At 62.6% G+C, this 15,757-nt stretch carries 17 protein-coding genes; 8 read left to right on the forward strand and 9 right to left on the reverse strand.

Annotated elements, in window-relative coordinates; genetic code table 11:
- On the reverse strand, positions 1 to 257 hold a 257-nt coding region (locus MA04_RS08635), incomplete at its 3' end, for a hypothetical protein (protein ID WP_262460127.1).
- Between the two features lie 40 nt (positions 258 to 297).
- On the opposite strand from MA04_RS08635, the gene MA04_RS08640 reads away from it, so the two are divergent.
- The 5 genes from MA04_RS08640 to MA04_RS08660 all read left to right on the forward strand — a co-directional run bounded on the left by MA04_RS08640 (position 298) and on the right by MA04_RS08660 (position 4,222).
- A complete protein-coding gene (locus tag MA04_RS08640) occupies positions 298 to 975 on the forward strand; it encodes a hypothetical protein (RefSeq protein ID WP_163126046.1) in 678 nt (225 codons plus the stop codon).
- Positions 976 to 1,209: 234 nt separating this feature from the next.
- Entirely contained in the window at positions 1,210 to 1,752 is a 543-nt protein-coding gene (locus tag MA04_RS08645) for a PadR family transcriptional regulator (RefSeq protein WP_014995349.1), read from the forward strand.
- A 52-nt stretch (positions 1,753 to 1,804) separates the two neighbouring features.
- Positions 1,805 to 2,578, forward strand: a complete 774-nt coding sequence (locus MA04_RS08650) for a DUF1853 family protein (RefSeq protein WP_229682958.1) — start codon at positions 1,805 to 1,807, stop codon at positions 2,576 to 2,578.
- On the forward strand, positions 2,556 to 3,593 hold the full coding sequence (locus tag MA04_RS08655) for a DUF2804 domain-containing protein (protein ID WP_163126048.1): 1,038 nt from the start codon (positions 2,556 to 2,558) through the stop codon (positions 3,591 to 3,593). The genes MA04_RS08650 and MA04_RS08655 overlap by 23 nt, the downstream gene beginning before the upstream one ends.
- Positions 3,587 to 4,222, forward strand: coding sequence for a DUF4282 domain-containing protein (locus MA04_RS08660; protein WP_262460128.1), 636 nt, complete (start codon positions 3,587 to 3,589; stop codon positions 4,220 to 4,222). Before MA04_RS08655 ends, MA04_RS08660 begins: the two co-directional genes overlap by 7 nt.
- 54 nt (positions 4,223 to 4,276) lie before the next feature.
- Here the strand turns inward: MA04_RS08660 and MA04_RS08665 are convergent, their stop codons facing one another.
- From MA04_RS08665 to MA04_RS08700, 8 genes are all read right to left on the reverse strand, one after another.
- The gene (locus MA04_RS08665; RefSeq protein WP_262460129.1) at positions 4,277 to 6,442 is read right to left on the reverse strand and encodes an acetyl-CoA hydrolase/transferase C-terminal domain-containing protein; all 2,166 of its coding nucleotides are present in this window, start codon (positions 6,440 to 6,442) and stop codon (positions 4,277 to 4,279) included.
- 196 nt (positions 6,443 to 6,638) lie between these two features.
- Positions 6,639 to 7,163: a DUF3299 domain-containing protein gene (locus MA04_RS08670; protein ID WP_262460130.1), complete on the reverse strand. Its 525-nt coding sequence runs from the start codon at positions 7,161 to 7,163 to the stop codon at positions 6,639 to 6,641.
- A 15-nt stretch (positions 7,164 to 7,178) separates the two neighbouring features.
- Positions 7,179 to 8,435 (reverse strand): ABC transporter permease, encoded by a 1,257-nt coding sequence (locus MA04_RS08675; protein WP_163126056.1) that lies wholly within the window; start codon positions 8,433 to 8,435, stop codon positions 7,179 to 7,181.
- Entirely contained in the window at positions 8,420 to 9,103 is a 684-nt protein-coding gene (locus tag MA04_RS08680) for an ABC transporter ATP-binding protein (RefSeq protein WP_262460131.1), read from the reverse strand. The genes MA04_RS08675 and MA04_RS08680 overlap by 16 nt, the downstream gene beginning before the upstream one ends.
- A gap of 25 nt (positions 9,104 to 9,128) precedes the next feature.
- A complete protein-coding gene (locus tag MA04_RS08685; protein ID WP_262460132.1) occupies positions 9,129 to 9,686 on the reverse strand; it encodes a DUF2796 domain-containing protein in 558 nt (185 codons plus the stop codon).
- A gap of 28 nt (positions 9,687 to 9,714) precedes the next feature.
- Positions 9,715 to 10,719, reverse strand: a complete 1,005-nt coding sequence (locus MA04_RS08690; RefSeq protein ID WP_163126062.1) for a CobW family GTP-binding protein — start codon at positions 10,717 to 10,719, stop codon at positions 9,715 to 9,717.
- Entirely contained in the window at positions 10,716 to 11,753 is a 1,038-nt protein-coding gene (pyrC, locus tag MA04_RS08695; protein ID WP_014995359.1) for a dihydroorotase, read from the reverse strand. The genes MA04_RS08690 and pyrC overlap by 4 nt, the downstream gene beginning before the upstream one ends.
- A 139-nt stretch (positions 11,754 to 11,892) precedes the next feature.
- Entirely contained in the window at positions 11,893 to 12,639 is a 747-nt protein-coding gene (locus MA04_RS08700) for a DUF4336 domain-containing protein (RefSeq protein ID WP_262460133.1), read from the reverse strand.
- A gap of 217 nt (positions 12,640 to 12,856) precedes the next feature.
- On the opposite strand from MA04_RS08700, the gene dctP reads away from it, so the two are divergent.
- The 3 genes from dctP (at position 12,857) to MA04_RS08715 (ending at position 15,751) form a co-directional block, all read left to right on the forward strand.
- Positions 12,857 to 13,948 carry a TRAP transporter substrate-binding protein DctP gene (dctP, locus tag MA04_RS08705; RefSeq protein ID WP_262460134.1) on the forward strand — a complete coding sequence of 364 codons (1,092 nt, stop codon included), beginning with the start codon at positions 12,857 to 12,859 and terminating at the stop codon, positions 13,946 to 13,948.
- 165 nt (positions 13,949 to 14,113) lie between these two features.
- A complete protein-coding gene (locus MA04_RS08710; RefSeq protein ID WP_262460135.1) occupies positions 14,114 to 15,205 on the forward strand; it encodes a TRAP transporter substrate-binding protein in 1,092 nt (363 codons plus the stop codon).
- A gap of 3 nt (positions 15,206 to 15,208) precedes the next feature.
- A complete protein-coding gene (locus MA04_RS08715; RefSeq protein ID WP_253825086.1) occupies positions 15,209 to 15,751 on the forward strand; it encodes a TRAP transporter small permease in 543 nt (180 codons plus the stop codon).
- The last annotated feature ends 6 nt before the right edge of the window (positions 15,752 to 15,757 follow it).

A 15,757-nucleotide genomic window follows, 5' to 3' on the forward strand; every position in this document is an offset into this window, starting at 1 on the left:
GGGTTGCGCTGGAAAAGCCGCCAGACGACGCCCCGGCCTTTGACTTTGGCCCCACCAAAGCCTGCAGTCCGCGACGCCGCCTGGCGGCTTTTCCAGCAGCAACGCGGTGGCGTAAAGATCATGAACAGGCTCTTGGGAGGCGCATCATCCGGCATTCGCCGGGCAAAAGAAAGAGCCGATCCGCCCGCCGTTTGCCGATCCGGCCCCGGTGTGACGACGCCGCAGCCGTGCCCACCCCGGTCGGGAACCGCTAACATGCTAATTCTGTCCTTGTTCATTGAAGACCGGAAGCAAACGATGACAACAAAGACCTACGTGGCCTTTCCCTCCAGCGAAACCCTCCACCGGACCACCGACGGCTTTATTCGCCGCATGAACGAGGGCGCGCGGAAAGCGGAGCCTGAAACCGTGGAAACAATCATGAAGACCTTCGTCGAGGAGGCGTTGGGGACTTTTTTCCTCAAACCGGCGGCGATGGCCGGTCTTGGCAGCGGGCAGACCCGCCTGATCCGCATGGCCTGCGACACCATAGCCAAAGCTACCGGCCTGGTGGTGGGCCGCAGTGCCAGAAAGATGGATCTGGAGCAAAATCAGGCCGCCGCCCGCTATATGGATGACATCCGTTTCCAATCGGAGGACGGCGGCACCTGGTACGTCGCTTTCCCCATCGACGAGGCGTTGGCGGAAAAAGGCCGCCAGGCACGGCGGCTGGCGAATGAAGGCAGGGAGGCCGAGGCCCGCGACGCTTTGGTCGCCTATTTGCGTGAAATGACCGAGGTCGCTCTGGACTGGTACTTCGAAAAACCGGTGGCCCTGCTTCATTTTGGCCCCATTTTGCGTAAAGTAGCCGCCGTTGGTATCGATACCACTCGCCGCGCCAGCTTTGGCGTTATCGGCAAGGTCATCCCCAAATTGGAGCGCCAGCAGTTGCTCCATTCCGTGCACTATTATTGTGGCATGCAGATGACGTTCTGATTTTGTGCCCCGCTTCCTTGTTTATTCCTCCTTTTTGTGCACATGGCGTCACTGAATGTATCCGTTGTACTCATCAATAAAACGCTTTCATAACAAAGTATTACCTAGGTATCAGGCTGGGATATAACCTCACTAAGTTTTTACAAAACTGCTTATACAACGGATTGCGCAGGCACAATTTCGCTCTCTACTATCGCAGTAGAGAGACCGATAAACGAAAACGAGGAGCCAGCCGTGTCATTGCGCCATGCCATTCTTGTCCTGTTACAAGACGAAGAAGCCAGCGGCTACGACCTCGCGCGGGAGTTCGCCAACAGCATCGGCCTGGTGTGGAACGCCACCCACCAGCAGATCTATCTGGAACTGGGGAAATTGAACGAACAGAACATGGTGCATTACCGCCATGTGCCCCAGGACGGAAAGCCAGACAAGAAGCTATACCGCATTACCGATGAGGGGCGACAGGAACTGGTGCGATGGTTGCGCCGCCCGGCCGCGCCGGCCCGGGTCCGGGACGCCTTCATGGTGAAAGTCGCCGGGGGCGCCCTGGCCGACCCGGAAACCCTGCTTGGCGAGCTGGATCAGCTGGTCCAGCAACGCAAGGAGCGACTCGCCAACTTCGAAGCCGAAGCCAGAAAGCTGGAGCGACAAAGTGAAGGCAACAGCCGCTTTCAACATCTGACCCTGCGCCGGGGCATTCTCGACCAGGAGGCCTGGCTGGCCTGGGCCGAAGAAGTTCGGGAAGTCCTGGAGGACACACTGAACCATCAACACTGATCCCTCCATCCCGTTCGAGGGGCCACCGGCGATCCGCCTGTTTCAATGGCTGATCGAAGCCCCGCCTCTCTTCGCCACACCAGCGGGCGCCGACCAGGATGCCGGTGTTCTGCTGGAGCAATGCCTGACCGAGGACCCTGACTGGCCGCATCGGGCCGCGGCGGCGGGCGCCCCTCCCGTGCAAGGTCGTCTCGGCCATTGGTTCGAAGCCCTGGTGGCTGCCCTGCTCGCCCATAGTCAGCGCCTTGAACTGCTGGCGCGCAACGTCCCTCTGCGCCGACAGGGACGCACTCTGGGAGAGCTGGACATGGTGCTGTTCGACCATGGCAGCGGTCGGTGCCTGCACTGGGAGCTGGCGCTGAAATTCTTTCTCGGCCACGACGGCCAATGGCCGGGCCCCAATCCACGCGACACCCTGCAAAGCAAAGCCGAACACCTGTTTCAGCACCAGCTACCCCGCAGCCTGGACGTGAGCGCGGCGGAACCTCCGATCGCCCCCATCGACCATCGGCAGGCGCTGACTCGCGGGCGCTTGTTCTACCCGGCGCCACCCTGTCCGTCACCGGCACAGGCCGCTCATGGGCATCAAAGTGGCTTCTGGTGCCGGGCCGGGCACTGGAACTCCCCGGCCCGCCCGATACCCCGGGCCTTTTGGGCCATTCCCGAACTGTTGTCGGACAATTTTACCTCGCCAGTTGCCCCCGCCGAGCTGCAAGACTATGTTCAGCGCAAACAATCCGTGGTGATGATTCGCACCGACAACAACGCACCGGGCTTTCTGGTGCCGGACTCTTGGCCTTTTAATGAACTTCGATCCCCTGCCTGAACCGCTGGTCGGGCCGCGGGGACAGGTCCGGCTCGGCCTGTTCCCCGATTCCGTCACCACCATCAACGGCCGTGCCTGCGATTACCGAACGCCGATGGGGTCGCCCGCCTCGCGCCGGGCCCGTCATTTCCATTACAAGCAGTTCCAGTATCTCGGCGTGATCAGCGACGATCTGCTGATCGGCTGTGCCCTGGCGGACACCGCTTATCTGGGCGTGGCTTTTCTCTATATTTACGAACCCGCCACCGGCACCCTGGAAGAACACACCTGGCGGGCTCCACTGGGGCGCGGTCTGTGTATGTCGGACTCGCCGGTGAACGGCGAAAGCCGCTTCCGCCGTGGCGGCACCGACATCGTCCTGGGTTACCTCGCCGACGGCAGCACCCGGGAGAAATCCCTGACCGTGCGCGGCGCCGGGCTGGAACTGGATGTGGTGCTGGAAGAGCCGGAAGGCTACCAGCCCATGTCCCTGTGCACCCGCACCGGTGTCAACGGCTGGGTCTACGCCAACAAAGTGGCCGGTGTCGGTCTGCGCGGCAGACTGCGCTGGCGCGGTCGCGAATGGTCACTGGCGGATCTGGCTAATGTCGGTGGCCACCACGATTTTTCCGCCGGTTACATGCGGCGGGAAACCTTCTGGAACTGGGCCTGTTTTTCCGCCTGCATCGACGGTCACCGGGTGGGCCTGAACGTGTCCTGCGGCGTCAACGAAACCAGCGTCAATGAAAACTGCCTGTGGCTGGACGGTCGTCTGATCAAGCTCGATGGCGTCAGCTTCGAGTATCAGCGGGACGACCTCATGGCTCCGTGGCGGATGCGCAGCCGCTGCGGCCGTCTGCAGCTGTCTTTCGAGCCGCGCGGCGAACACCGCGAGCGCCTCAATCTGGGACTGTTCGCCAGCAACTTCCATCAACTTTTCGGGGTGTTCCACGGCGAGCTCAGGCTGCCCGATGGCACCACCCTGTCCCTATCCGGCCAGCCCGGCTTTGTCGAGGAGCAATACGCCAAATGGTAGATCCGCATAACGAAGACAGCACACCCGAAGCCGGTGCTACCACTCCGCCGGCTCAGGATCCGTTCAATGAAAAGCTGCGCCGGGGCCTGTTCTGGATGGTGCAGTACTGGAAGGAACTGGTGAGCTTTCGCTTCGACCGTTACATGATCATCCAGGTGATTCCCGGCGTGTACGGCGTGGCGCTCACCGCCATTGCTCTGGGGCTGCTGTATCTCACCGTGGAAGCGTTCATGACCTCCACCTGGCGCGGCCTGTTCTTCCTGTTCATCGGCGCGCCGCTGGGGTTCCTGTTCATGGCCTCGGCACTGCGTGCCCTGCTCGAGTTCTACATGGTGGTGTTCAAGATCTCCGAGCACGTCGACCAACTGGTGGGACTGCGCGACACCGTGGACCGGCTCTCCGGCATCGGCGATACCGTGGATGAAATGGTGGCGGTGACCCGCCGCATTCCGTTCTGGCGGGGGCTGTCCGCGGACGGGGCCGGACGGGCAAGGAGAAGGACAGCGAAGACAACAACGGCGGCGACAGCCGCTGAGGCAGTTTTCTGTGGGAGCTTTGCCTGCAAGCGAATGGGGCACGCCCAGGCGTTTAGCGATATTCGCTTGCAGGCAAGCTCCCACAGCGGCTAAAGATCTGGTTATTGTCTTTTCTCGCTGTCAACCGTCCACTAGCAACTGTCAACTCTAGCGAGGCTTCGCCGCCTCCAGCGCTGTCAGCAGAAGACGCTGATAGAGTCGCTCGCGCAGACTGTCCGGGTCGGCCAGTCCCATCCGCGCCAGTTCCTCGCCGTAGCGTTCCGCGTGGTGATCCTGGAACAGCGCCTTGCGGCCCAGTTTGAGGTATTCCTTCTGGCTGACCTTGGCCTTGAGCCAGGTCAGCGCTTCCAGAACCCGCTGTTCGGTACTGGTGAAATCACTGCCCAGCGGAAACGACGGCAGAGCCCCGGCACCGGCCCGGGCCGCCAGGCGCTCCAGTGCTTCCGGGGTATTGTGGCGGTGCGGTTCCGGAATTTGGTAATCCCGCCGCAACTTGCCCGCTTCCTGGGCCTGTTCCAGCAGCTGCGCCTGAAAGCGGCTGTCGGTGATATTGAGCGTCGCCATCACCACTTCCTCGTCACTGCGCCCGCGCAAATCGGCGACCCCGTATTCGGTCACCACAATATCGCGCAGATGCCGCGGAATGGTGTTGTGCGGGTAGGAGAACACCACATTGGATTGCGCCTCACCGCCACGTTCACGCCAGGCCCGTACCATCAGAATGGAACGGGCACCGGCCAGTTCGTGGGCCTGGGCAACGAAGTTGTATTGACCGCCGACACCGCTGAGTACGCGGCCATCGTCCAATTGGTCCGCCACCGCCGCGCCCAGCAGGGTGATGGAAAAAGCGCTGTTGATGAAACGGGCATCGCGCCGCTGCAAACGGCAGATGGCCTCCTCGCCGAACAGGTCGTTGATGTAGTTCACCCGCGTCATGTTGATGGCCGCGCGGGTGTCGTCGTCCAGTTCGCGCAAACGCTGGTAGAACGCCCGCGGCCCCAGGAAGAAACCGCCGTGCATGACGGTGCCGCCAAGCAGCCCGCGTCCCAGTACCGCCTTGAGCGCCTCGCGAGTGGCACGTTCTTCAAGATCATTGGGGACCACCACGCCGTTGGGCAGCGACAGGTTATCGCCGCCGTCCCGCAGCGTCAGTGCTTCCTGGACAATGCCGTAGTGGCGCAACCGGCTCAGATCGTCGGCGCCGAGGCGCGCCGGCAGATCACCGCTTTCACGCAAATCATCCAGCAACGCCAGAGTCGGCGTCAGCGCCGCATCCGCCAGCACCCGCCGTTGCAGCGCCGGCCAGTCATACACCGCACGGCGGATGATGCCGTCATCAATCAGGGTCAGCAGCCCATGGGTCATCATTTCGCTGCAGCCGTAAAGCCCCTGCTGAAACGGCCCCACCCCGCCCTCACGTTCGATCAGTTGCCACTGGCTGTCGGACATCGGCAACTGCCCCAGCAGGGCACGGTATTCATCGTTGTGATGTTGACGGCGCAGGGTGTGATGCACCAGGGCATCGCCGAGGGCGCCGATACCGATCTGCAAAGTGCCACCGTCACGAACCAGGGTGCTGGCATGCAAACCGATGAAATGGTCCTGGTGGCTGACCGGCATGTTCGGGGTGGAAAACAAACGGGTCTGCGCCTGCTCGTCATCCAACAGAATGTCCATCTCCGGCAACCAGCGACCCAGGGACGCATCGTTCTCCATGAACGGCAAATCATGGTGCACCTGCCCCACCGCGACGATGGTTTCGCCGGCGTCGCGGCGCGCCTTGAGCATGGGCAGCAATTCCAGAGTCACCTCCGGGTTGCAGGAAAAGCTGTATTGGCGCCGCCCATCACGTTCTCGCGTGGCCAGCAGTTGCGCCACCACATTGACGCCCCGGGCATTGATGTCACGGGCGGCGTGGGTGTAGTTGACGCTGATGTAATGCCGTTGGGCATCCGTGCTGTTCAGCAGGCTGCCGGGCTGGAAAAAGAACTCGAACACACGGATGTTCTCCGGCAAGGCGTCCTTGCGCACCGCGTGCAGATAATCCAGTTCCTCGTAATCAGCAAACACGCGGTCGGCGAACGGTTCGAGAAAACGCCGCTCCAAATCACTGCCGGCACCGGGCCGCCCCAGGGACAGAGCAGTATAAATTTCCAGGGACAGGGACGGATCGGCCTTCACCCGCTGGTACAAGGCATTCACGAAGCGATTGGGTTTACCCAGACCCAGCGGCAGTCCCAGGCGCACCTCGCCGCCGGTGAGCTCAAGAACCCGGTCCACCGCCTGCTCGGCGTTGTCCATGTGTTGCGGCATGGCTGACTCCATCATTTCAGATCAGCCGACAGCATATCGCGACCGTCTGGCCGCTCCTACACGTTAGACATTGTTTTGCGGAGAGGGAGCGTTTGACGCAACCGTTATTCGCTGCCCAGGCAGCTTCCCACAGCGGCTCCGTAGAACCCCTTGTGGGAAGCTGCCTGGGCAGCGAATCGACGTGTGGCACTGGCGCCTAATACAACGGCTCGGAGATAATCTTCACATCGCTGGCTTTCATGCTGTAGCCGGCCTGGCCGTACTCGGTTTCTTCCGGCGTCACCTTGAGTGTGCCGGTAACCTGCAAGGCGCCCATGATGGCATCCAGCGGCACGCCCTTGCCGCTGGCGCGGACCAGGATGATCTGATTGCGCGGCGGCGGCGGCGCATGGATGCAGGCGCCGAAATACGGCACCAGCAGAAATTCGCGCACATGGTCGGCGTCGCCCTCCAGCGGCACGCCAAAGCCAGTCAGCCGAATGTCCTTGTCGTCCAGGCTTTGTTGCAACGGCGCGCTGTTCCACAGCGCCTGGATGTCGTCCATGATCGACATCGCCTCGGGGTCCTCGTCCTCGGTGCGGTTGATACGCTCGGCCAGTTCGTTGACTTCCTTTTCCGGGTTCCAGTCTTCCGGTATCAGATGGTCCCATTCCAGTGTCACCGGCGCCGCCCGCGCCGTCAGCGTCAGCATCGCCAACACCACCACCAAAGCGAATCTCATACTCTCTCGACCTCTCTAATAGCGTGGCGTGAGCCCGTCACTGAGGGTGTGACGGTAGGCCCGCCAGGCCGGAATCAATCCCACCAGGGTGCCGCTAACCAGCACCACCAGCAACCACAGCGCCTCCAGTGGCGCCGGCCGCCACAGACTCAGCGCCATGCCCAGGCGCTCGCTCAGTATCGGCATCGCCAACGCGGCCACGCCTTGCAACAGCAGCACCCCCGCCACCACGCCGACCAGGGACAGCAAAGCGCTCTCCCCCACCATCAATAGTCCGATCTGCCAGGGCCGCGCGCCCAGGGCCCGGAGAATCGCCATTTCCCGTCGCCGCTCGTTGAGGGCAGTGAGCAAGGCGCTGAGCATCACCAGCAGGGCGACGCCGAGCACCGCCACCGAAATCACCCTTAGCGCCTGTTCCACCATTCCCAGCATGCGCCACATCTGGCCCAGGGCGACGCCGGGAATCACCGCCTGCAGCGGCTCCGGCGCCCGCGTATTGATCCAGCGTTGCATCTGGAACACCGCGACCCGGGAATTCAGCCCCACCAGCAACGACGTCACCGAATCCGGCTGCAGATCGCGGGAGCGGGCCTGATCCGGGCTGGTGTGGCGGCCCGGCAGCGGTGTGCCCGCCACCCAATCCAGGTGGATCGCGCTCATCGCCGCCAGGGAGATATGCACCGACTGGTCCACCGGCGTACCGGTGGCGGCGAGCACACCGCGGACCTTGAACGGCATGGTGTCATGACGCCGCACCGATACCGTGCCAGTGCCGTGTCCCAACACCACCTCGTCGCCCACCTTCAGTCCCAACCGCGCCGCCACCCCGGCGCCCAGCACCGCGTCGAACACATCATCGAACGGCTCTCCAGCGCTGAAACGCAGCGTCTCGCCCCGGCCATAACGGTAGTAACGGAAGTAATCGGTGGTGGTCCCCACCACCGGAAAACCACGCAGATTGTCACCGAGGGAAATGGGCACCACCCAGGCCACTTCCGGCCGCTCGGTGATCGCCTCGACGCTTTCCCAGTCCAGGTTCGCCACCGGCTCGCCCAGGCGGAACACGCTATAGAGCAACAGATTCAGAGCGCCGCTGGGTTTGCCGACGATCAGATCCACTCCGGAAACGGTGCTGGTGAAACGATCACGGGTTTCCTGGCGGACCCGCTCCACCCCCGCCAGCAAAGCGGTGCTCAAAGCGATGGCCAGTACCACCAGAACCAGGGTGGCGCGGCGGTGCCAGAGGCTGCGCAGGGTCAATCGCCAGAGCATGGCGCCGCTCCGTTGAGGGTGGGCAAATCAAGATGCCGGTCGAAATGCGCCGCCAGCCGTTGATCGTGACTGACGAACAACACCGCGCTGTTCTGCCGCTCGCTCTCACGCAGCAACAAAGTCATGAAGTGGTCACGGCGGCGGTCATCCAGCGCCGAGGTGGGCTCGTCGGCGATCAGCAGCGCCGGCTCGGCGATCATCGCTCGCACCGCCGCCACCCGTTGCTGCTGACCCACCGACAGCTCTATGGCTTTCCGGGCCAGCAGCACTTCAGACAGTTCCAGGCGCTCCGCCAGGGCCAGGGCGCGTTCCTTGCCGGACGCGCGGCCGATGCCGGAGAGCGCGGCGGCCAACAGCACGTTGTCCAGGCCGCTCAGGTACGGCACCAGATTGAACTGCTGGAAGATGATGCCCAGGTGACGCGCGCGCCAGCGATCGCGACCGGCGGCGGACAGGCTCGCCAGATCCTGTCCGGCCACGGTTATGCAGCCCTCTTGCGGCAGCACCAAACCGGCGATCAGGGCCAGTAACGAGGATTTGCCGGAACCGCTGGGGCCACCCAGAAACACTCTCTCCCCGGCGGCCACGCAAAGTGATTCCAGCATCAGTACCGGGCTATCACGCCAGCCGAAACACAGGTCCTGGCAGCGCAACACTTCGGTGCTCATTGCACTTCCCTCAATTGCACTCCCTTCATTGCACGTCCATGGACAACCGGGTGTGGGGCGCCTTCAGGCTGTCGGCGCGGGCGCCCTGGTCGGTGACCAGTTGCACCTTGAGCGTGACGCCGTTAAGGAATTCCAGCAACGGCACATCGATCCACGCCAGTTTGTCCGGGTGATCGCAGTGCCAGCGATAGCGCGCTTCGAAGTCGGCATGGCCACCGTGGTCGTGGTCGGCGTCATGATCATGGCTTTCTTCTCCATGATCATGCTCTTCGGCTTCGGAATCGGAGAGACCACTGTGCACGCTCTCGCGAGTTACCTTGCAGGCGGCGGCGGGCGCTGGTTCCAGGACATTGGAGCCCTTGCCCAGCCGGGCCAGGGCGTCTTTCACCAGCGCCTTCTGATCGTCGTCCCGGGGAGCATGTTCAAAACCCACCACGTCCGCCGCCGGCAGCGACAGTTCCACCAGCAGCGTGCCGCCGGCCATGGCCAGGTCCAGATTGCCTTGTCCGTGCACATGGGGGCCCGCCGCCTGGGCCAACCCCGCCGAAGTGCTCAACGCCATCGCTATCGCCAACCGTCGCATGGTGGTGCTCCTCTTCAAATGCGGAATATCAGTGCCGTATGCGGTCCAGAGCCGTGCGGAACGTCGCCAGACACTGGCCGGGAAAGGCCGGGTCGTCGCCATCGGTAATCAGCACCAGCCGGCTGTCGTCATCATCACCGGGCCACGATGGCAGCGGCGACATCTCCAGCGGCTGGCCACCCACACCTTGGACCAGCAAAGGTCCGTCCAGTTTATCGACAGCCACCAGCGCCTTGAGCCGCACCAAACGCGGTCCACACTGCTCCAGCAGGTCCGCCCACAAGGACTGCAGCGCGAAATAGTCCACCGCGCCGCGCCAGCGCAGATCTGCGGCGTGGAACCGGTGCCGGCTTGCCAGCGATGCCGCAGCCAGCGGCGGGACGGCGGGGTCGGCCACCGCGCTCAATTGCCCGGTGACCCGGCAACGGCGTGGGAAGCCGCGATCCAGCAACGCCGGTTCTACCCGCCCCTGCTCGCTCCACCGCCGTTCGGCGGCGGGGTTCAACTCCGCCAGGGCGACTTCCAGCGGCCCGCGTTGTTCCGCTTCCACCTGATCCGCCTTGGTTAACAAAAGCACATCGGCGGCACGCACCTGCTCAATCACCTCGGGATGCCGGCTCAACCCCGCCATGCCGGATCGCGCGTCCACCGTGGTGATCACCGATCGCAGCTGGAAATGGCGCCGCAGCCACGGGTCCTGTTCCAACACCGAGGTGACGCCGAAGGGATCGGCGGCGCCGGTGGTTTCCACCAGTACCGTGGAAAAGCGCGGCACGTCGCCGGCGGCCCGGGCCATGAACAGGTTGCGCAAGGTAGTGCGCAACGACCCCTGCACCGTGCAGCAGACGCAGCCACCGGCCAGCAGACTCACCGGCACAGATGTCTCACCCACCAGCGCCTGGTCGATGCCCACCTGCCCCAGTTCATTGATGATCACCGCCAGATCATCGCGTCTGGACAGCCAGTGATTCAGCACCGTGGTTTTGCCGCTGCCAAGAAATCCGGTCAGCACCACCACCGGCAAAAGGGTCACGGCGCCACCGACCAGGGCAGCGTTTCACCGGCCAGGAACGGCACCAGCTCCTCTCCCGCGGCCCGCACTTGTTGCGGCACCGCCCAGGGATCCCTCCGCAACGTGACGGTGTCCGGATTGCGCGGCAGACGATAAAAATCCGCGCCGAAATGGCTGGCGAAACCTTCCAGCTTGTCCAGCGCGCCGTGGCGCTCCAGGAAAGTGGCGTACAACGGCAAGGCCGCCCGCGCCGAATAACAGCCGGCGCAACCGCAGGCGGCTTCTTTCTTGTCACGGGCGTGCGGCGCGGAATCGGTACCGAGAAAGAAGCGCGGATGCCCTTCCAGCACCGCTTGTTGAATACGTTCCTGATGGGTCCGGCGCTTGAGCACCGGCAGACAATAGTTGTGCGGACGCACGCCTCCCACTAGCAGATCGTTGCGGTTCATCATCAGATGCTGCGGCGTCACGGTGGCGGCGGTGGCGTCGCCGGATTCCTTGACGAAATCCACCGCTTCGCCGGTGGTGACGTGTTCGAAGACGATACGCAGGGCCGGGAAGCGGCGGCGAATGTCGGTGAGATAACGGTCGATGAAGACCTTTTCGCGATCGAACACATCGATCTCCGCCTCGGTCACCTCACCGTGCACCAGCAACGGCACATCGTGCTTCTCCATTGCCTCATAGAGATGGGCGATCCGCGACGGATCGGTAACGCCACTATCCGAGTTGGTGGTGGCGCCGGCGGGGTACAGTTTGAAAGCATGCACAAAACCGCTGGCGGCCGCCCTTTCCACCTCTTCCACCGGCGTCTGGTCGGTGAGGTAAAGCACCATCAGCGGTTCGAACTCCACGCCGGCGGGAATGTGGGGCACGATGCGCTGACGATAGGCCTCGGCCTGGGCCACGGTGGTGACCGGTGGGGTCAGGTTGGGCATGACGATGGCGCGGCGGAACACCCGCGCGGTCACCGGCACGGTTTCGGCCAGGATGGCTCCGTCACGAAAATGCAGATGCCAATCATCGGGGCGGCAAAGTGTCAGAGTATCGGTCATAGGAAAACAGTCGGGTCCGGGAAAAGTGCCATGATACGAAAAACCGCCGGAGCTTGCCCTGAAGAACCGGTTTTCCATGGCGTTGCGCCAATTTGTTATAACATAACAAAATCAATATAAATCACAACCCCATGCTCTCTTACAACAGCCAGCGAAATGCCCGGCGCAATTCTTCCTCGCCTTTTTCCCGGTACCAGCGACCGTGCGCCAGAATCACCCGTTCCGGCTCCCAGCCAAGCAACGTTCGCACCGCCTCACGCAACGCGGATCGACGCCCGAGAAAGGTGAGGCGCATATCCCGGGGCATTTGGCCGTCCGGGTCCAGTACACCGCCCAGACGGGCCAGCCAGCGGTGGGCCGGCGCCAGGCGGGAGGCTTCGAAATTCTCCACCAGGTCGGTGAGAATCAAAGTACGGCTGTGTGGATGGAAGAACACCACCTCGGTCATGTAGCGGCTGGTCACCGGCAAGGTCCGCAGCAGATCATCCCAGGGCCAGGGCCCGCCGCGATCCAGTATTTCCACGGGAAAGTCGATGCGCTCCCCGGCCCTCTCCCGCACCCCCGGCGCCACGAACGTGCGAGCCGCGGGGAAAGCGGCCTGCCACCGCGGCAGCCACCAGTAGTGAATGCGATTGGGACCGATCAACCAGCGCGGCTCGCCCAACGCCAATACCTGCCGCCGTAGCGGCTCGGTCAAGGCGGTGGGGGAATGCACGAACAATCCGCCGTCGGCCGAACGCACCAGCGTCATGCGTGTGGGAAACGGCATCTTCATACCCGGCGGCCCGAAGCGGATCATCGGGCCATCCACCACCCAGACCGAGTCGGCCACCGGTTTCAATTGATTCAAAGGGGTATAAATCCCAGGTTCCCTGGAGGTATCCACGGCCTACGCTCCTGGTTGGCCAAAATCATACCGTACCGGCCTTGATCGTTTTCGCCAATGGCTTTGTCGGAGCCGGCCATTGTGGCGGCGCCCCGCCCCTTCAGACTGGAATCAGGCCTGCAGTGGGGAACCTCGCCGTCCGCCGCTCCACACGCTCTGTTCGTCGCCGGAACACCGCCGGGATGATCGGAACAATAACAATACCGGAGGCCATGCCATGACGCCTTTTGTTCGTGTTTTGTGCGTTCTTTCCACATTGTCGCTGTGGTGTCTTTCCCCGTCGGTCCAGGCCGAGCCGAGGACCCTGCATTACGCCACCGCCGTGGCGCCCACCGATCGCCCCAACAATCGGGCCCGGCATTGGTGGGCCGAACAGATCAAGGCTCGTACCAACGGCGAGATCGAAATCGAAATCCACTGGATGCAGAGTCTGGTGAAATACGCGGATACCGCCCAGGCGGTCAGCTCCGGCCTGGCGGATATCGCCGGGATGACACCGGATTACACCGCCGCCCGTTTTCCGCTCTGGGCGCTGTCACAAACCGAGGTGGGTCCGGGGGATCACTATATCGCCGCCGAGGCGTGGCGGCGGATGATGGCGAACACGCCCGCTCTCCAGGAAGAACTGCAGCGCAACAACATGGCGTTCATGGCGGTGTACTCCACCGGACCACGGGTGCTGATCAGCAATACCCGGCCCTATCTGACACCGGAAGACTTCGACGGTGACCGTGTGCGGCTCACGCCGCGCAGCGTGCAGGCGGCGCAGCAGGCGGACTGGGAGGTGACACCGATCAATCTGACCTTCACCGACATTTACTCCGCCATGGATCGCGGCACCATCAACGGCGCTCAGTCCGCCGCCTATCTGGTGCCGCTGTTCAAACACCACGAAGTCGCCAAGCACATCGTCGAAACCGGTAACGGCCAAGCCATGATCCTGGAAGCAATGAACCTGGACACCTGGAACAGCCTGACCCCGGAGCAACAAAAGGTGTTCGAGGAAGTGAACCGGGAACTGGAAGTGCGGATGGCGGAAGCCGGCCTGGAAGAGTTGAAACAGGCGCGGGAGATGATTCGGAGCAACCGCGAATTCCCCACCGAATACCACATTCTCGATGCCCGACAACAGGCCCAATGGGAAACCGGTTATCTGCCGGTAGAACGCGCCTACGCGGAAAAAACCGGCAAGCGCGCCCCCCAGGCGATATCGGTGTTCGAGCGTTTTCAGGAGCGTCTCGGGGAAGTGGCGGCGGAAGTAAAGGAAAGCGGCTACCCCTGGGAACGGGATAAGGTGGCGGAACGCTGAACCCGCTGGCGCTTTACGCCAAATCTTTTGTCGCGATAGGTCATTGTTGCCCAACCGGGGGACCGACAGACTGAAATTCGAATAGGGTGGCCCGCTGGCCGCCCCTGCCTCGAATGTAATGGATCGACCCATTAAATAAGAATAGTAATAGCGGAGGCCCTACCAATGTCGCTGAAAAAACATCTGATGGTCGCGGGCGCGGCCATCACTTTCTCCCTCACCAGTGCTCTGGCCGGCGCGGACACCCGTACGCTCCATTACGCCACCCCCGCGCCTCCCACCGACCGCCCCAGCAACGAGGTGCTGCGCTGGTGGACCAATGAGGTCAAGGAACGCACCAACGGCGAAATCGAAATCGAAGTCCACTGGCTGCAAAGCCTGGTCAAATACCATGACTCCGCTCAGGCGCTCGGCTCCGGACTCGCTGATATTTCGCCGATGAACCCGGAATACGTGGAATCCCGCTTCCCGCTGTGGACGCTGTCGCAGACCGAAATCGGCTCCGGTGACAATTACATCGCCAATGAAGCCTGGCACCGTGTGCTGGAAAAAACCCCAGCCATGGCCGAGGAACTGAAGAAAAACAACATGGTGCATCTGATCGCTTACTCCAGCGGCCCCCGCGTCAACGCCAGCACCAGCCGTCCCTATCTGACGCCGGATGACTTCGACGGCGACAAGGTCCGCATGACACCGAGAGCGGTACAGGCGGCCAAGCAGGCCAATTGGAACGTGACACCGGTGCAGGTGGCATTCGCCGATATCTATTCCGCCATGGATCGCGGCACCATCAACGGCGCCCAGACCTACACCTATCTGATGCCTCCCTACAAACACCACGAAGTGGCGAAGTACGCGGTGGAAACCGGTATCGGCCAGTCCATGGTGGTGGTCAACATGAATCTGGATACCTGGAACAGCCTGACGCCGGAACAACAGCAGGTGTTTGCCGAGTTGAACGATGAGTACCGCATCCGCATGGCCCGCGCCGGTCTCCAGGAAGCCGAGGATGCGCGTGAGATGATGCGTACCAATAAGGAATTCCCCACCGAATTCCATATCCTCACCCAGGAACAGCAAAAAGCCTGGCAAGCCGCCCTGGAACCGGTCGAACGCGCCTACGCGGAAAAACTGGCGAAGCGTGACCCCCGTGCCCTGGAAGTCTTCGAGAGCTTCCAGAACGAGTTGCGCGTGGTGCAGAAAGAAGTGGCGGATAACGGCTACCCCTGGCAATCCGAAAAAGTCGCCGGGAACTGATCCATGTCTCGAATGCCGTGGCCCGTTCGTGTGATGGACCGGGTGGATCAGGTCCTGGTATGGCTATCCCAGGCCCTGCTCGCCGCCATGGTCGGCATCACTTTTGTGTCGGTGGTGGGGCGGAGTTTTTTCCGCAGCCCGGTCCCCGATGATCTGTTGCTTTCGGAAATGCTGATGGTGGCGATCGTGTTCGTGCCACTAAGCTACGTCCAGTCCATTCGAGCCCATATCGAAGTCACCGTGCTCACCGATCATCTGCCCCATTGGCTACAGGAAACCCTGGTCTCACTCGGGCTGATCATCGGCATCGTCATGTTCGCCTGGATGGCCTGGCTCAGCGCCGGCAAGGCCTGGGAATCCTATGAGTGGGGAGAAATCGCCTATGCCAGCACGCTGGGGTTACCGGAGTGGCCGGTGCGCGCCTTGATTCCATTGGGCCTGATCTGGTGGTGCGTGCGCATGTTGATTCAACTGCTGATGCCCTGGACCCGCGAGCCGCCGGAGTCCGAGGTGGAACGCACTTTGCGCGAATCCGAGGACGCCTGACTGTTG

It is taken from the genome of Alloalcanivorax balearicus MACL04 (assembly GCF_025532145.1).
In the GTDB taxonomy this organism is placed as follows: domain Bacteria; phylum Pseudomonadota; class Gammaproteobacteria; order Pseudomonadales; family Alcanivoracaceae; genus Alloalcanivorax; species Alloalcanivorax balearicus.

Bases quoted from the DNA above. Each gene is read 5' to 3' on its own strand.
- MA04_RS08640 (WP_163126046.1), top strand. From the start codon at position 298: ATGACAACAAAGACCTACGTGGCCTTTCCCTCCAGCGAAACCCTCCAC.
- MA04_RS08655 (WP_163126048.1), top strand. From the start codon at position 2,556: ATGAACTTCGATCCCCTGCCTGAACCGCTGGTCGGGCCGCGGGGACAG.
- MA04_RS08660 (WP_262460128.1), top strand. From the start codon at position 3,587: ATGGTAGATCCGCATAACGAAGACAGCACACCCGAAGCCGGTGCTACC.
- MA04_RS08665 (WP_262460129.1), bottom strand. From the start codon at position 6,442: ATGCCGCAACACATGGACAACGCCGAGCAGGCGGTGGACCGGGTTCTT.
- MA04_RS08670 (WP_262460130.1), bottom strand. From the start codon at position 7,163: ATGAGATTCGCTTTGGTGGTGGTGTTGGCGATGCTGACGCTGACGGCG.
- MA04_RS08675 (WP_163126056.1), bottom strand. From the start codon at position 8,435: ATGCTCTGGCGATTGACCCTGCGCAGCCTCTGGCACCGCCGCGCCACC.
- MA04_RS08680 (WP_262460131.1), bottom strand. From the start codon at position 9,103: ATGAGCACCGAAGTGTTGCGCTGCCAGGACCTGTGTTTCGGCTGGCGT.
- MA04_RS08685 (WP_262460132.1), bottom strand. From the start codon at position 9,686: ATGCGACGGTTGGCGATAGCGATGGCGTTGAGCACTTCGGCGGGGTTG.
- pyrC (WP_014995359.1), bottom strand. From the start codon at position 11,753: ATGACCGATACTCTGACACTTTGCCGCCCCGATGATTGGCATCTGCAT.
- dctP (WP_262460134.1), top strand. From the start codon at position 12,857: ATGACGCCTTTTGTTCGTGTTTTGTGCGTTCTTTCCACATTGTCGCTG.
- MA04_RS08710 (WP_262460135.1), top strand. From the start codon at position 14,114: ATGTCGCTGAAAAAACATCTGATGGTCGCGGGCGCGGCCATCACTTTC.
- MA04_RS08715 (WP_253825086.1), top strand. From the start codon at position 15,209: ATGTCTCGAATGCCGTGGCCCGTTCGTGTGATGGACCGGGTGGATCAG.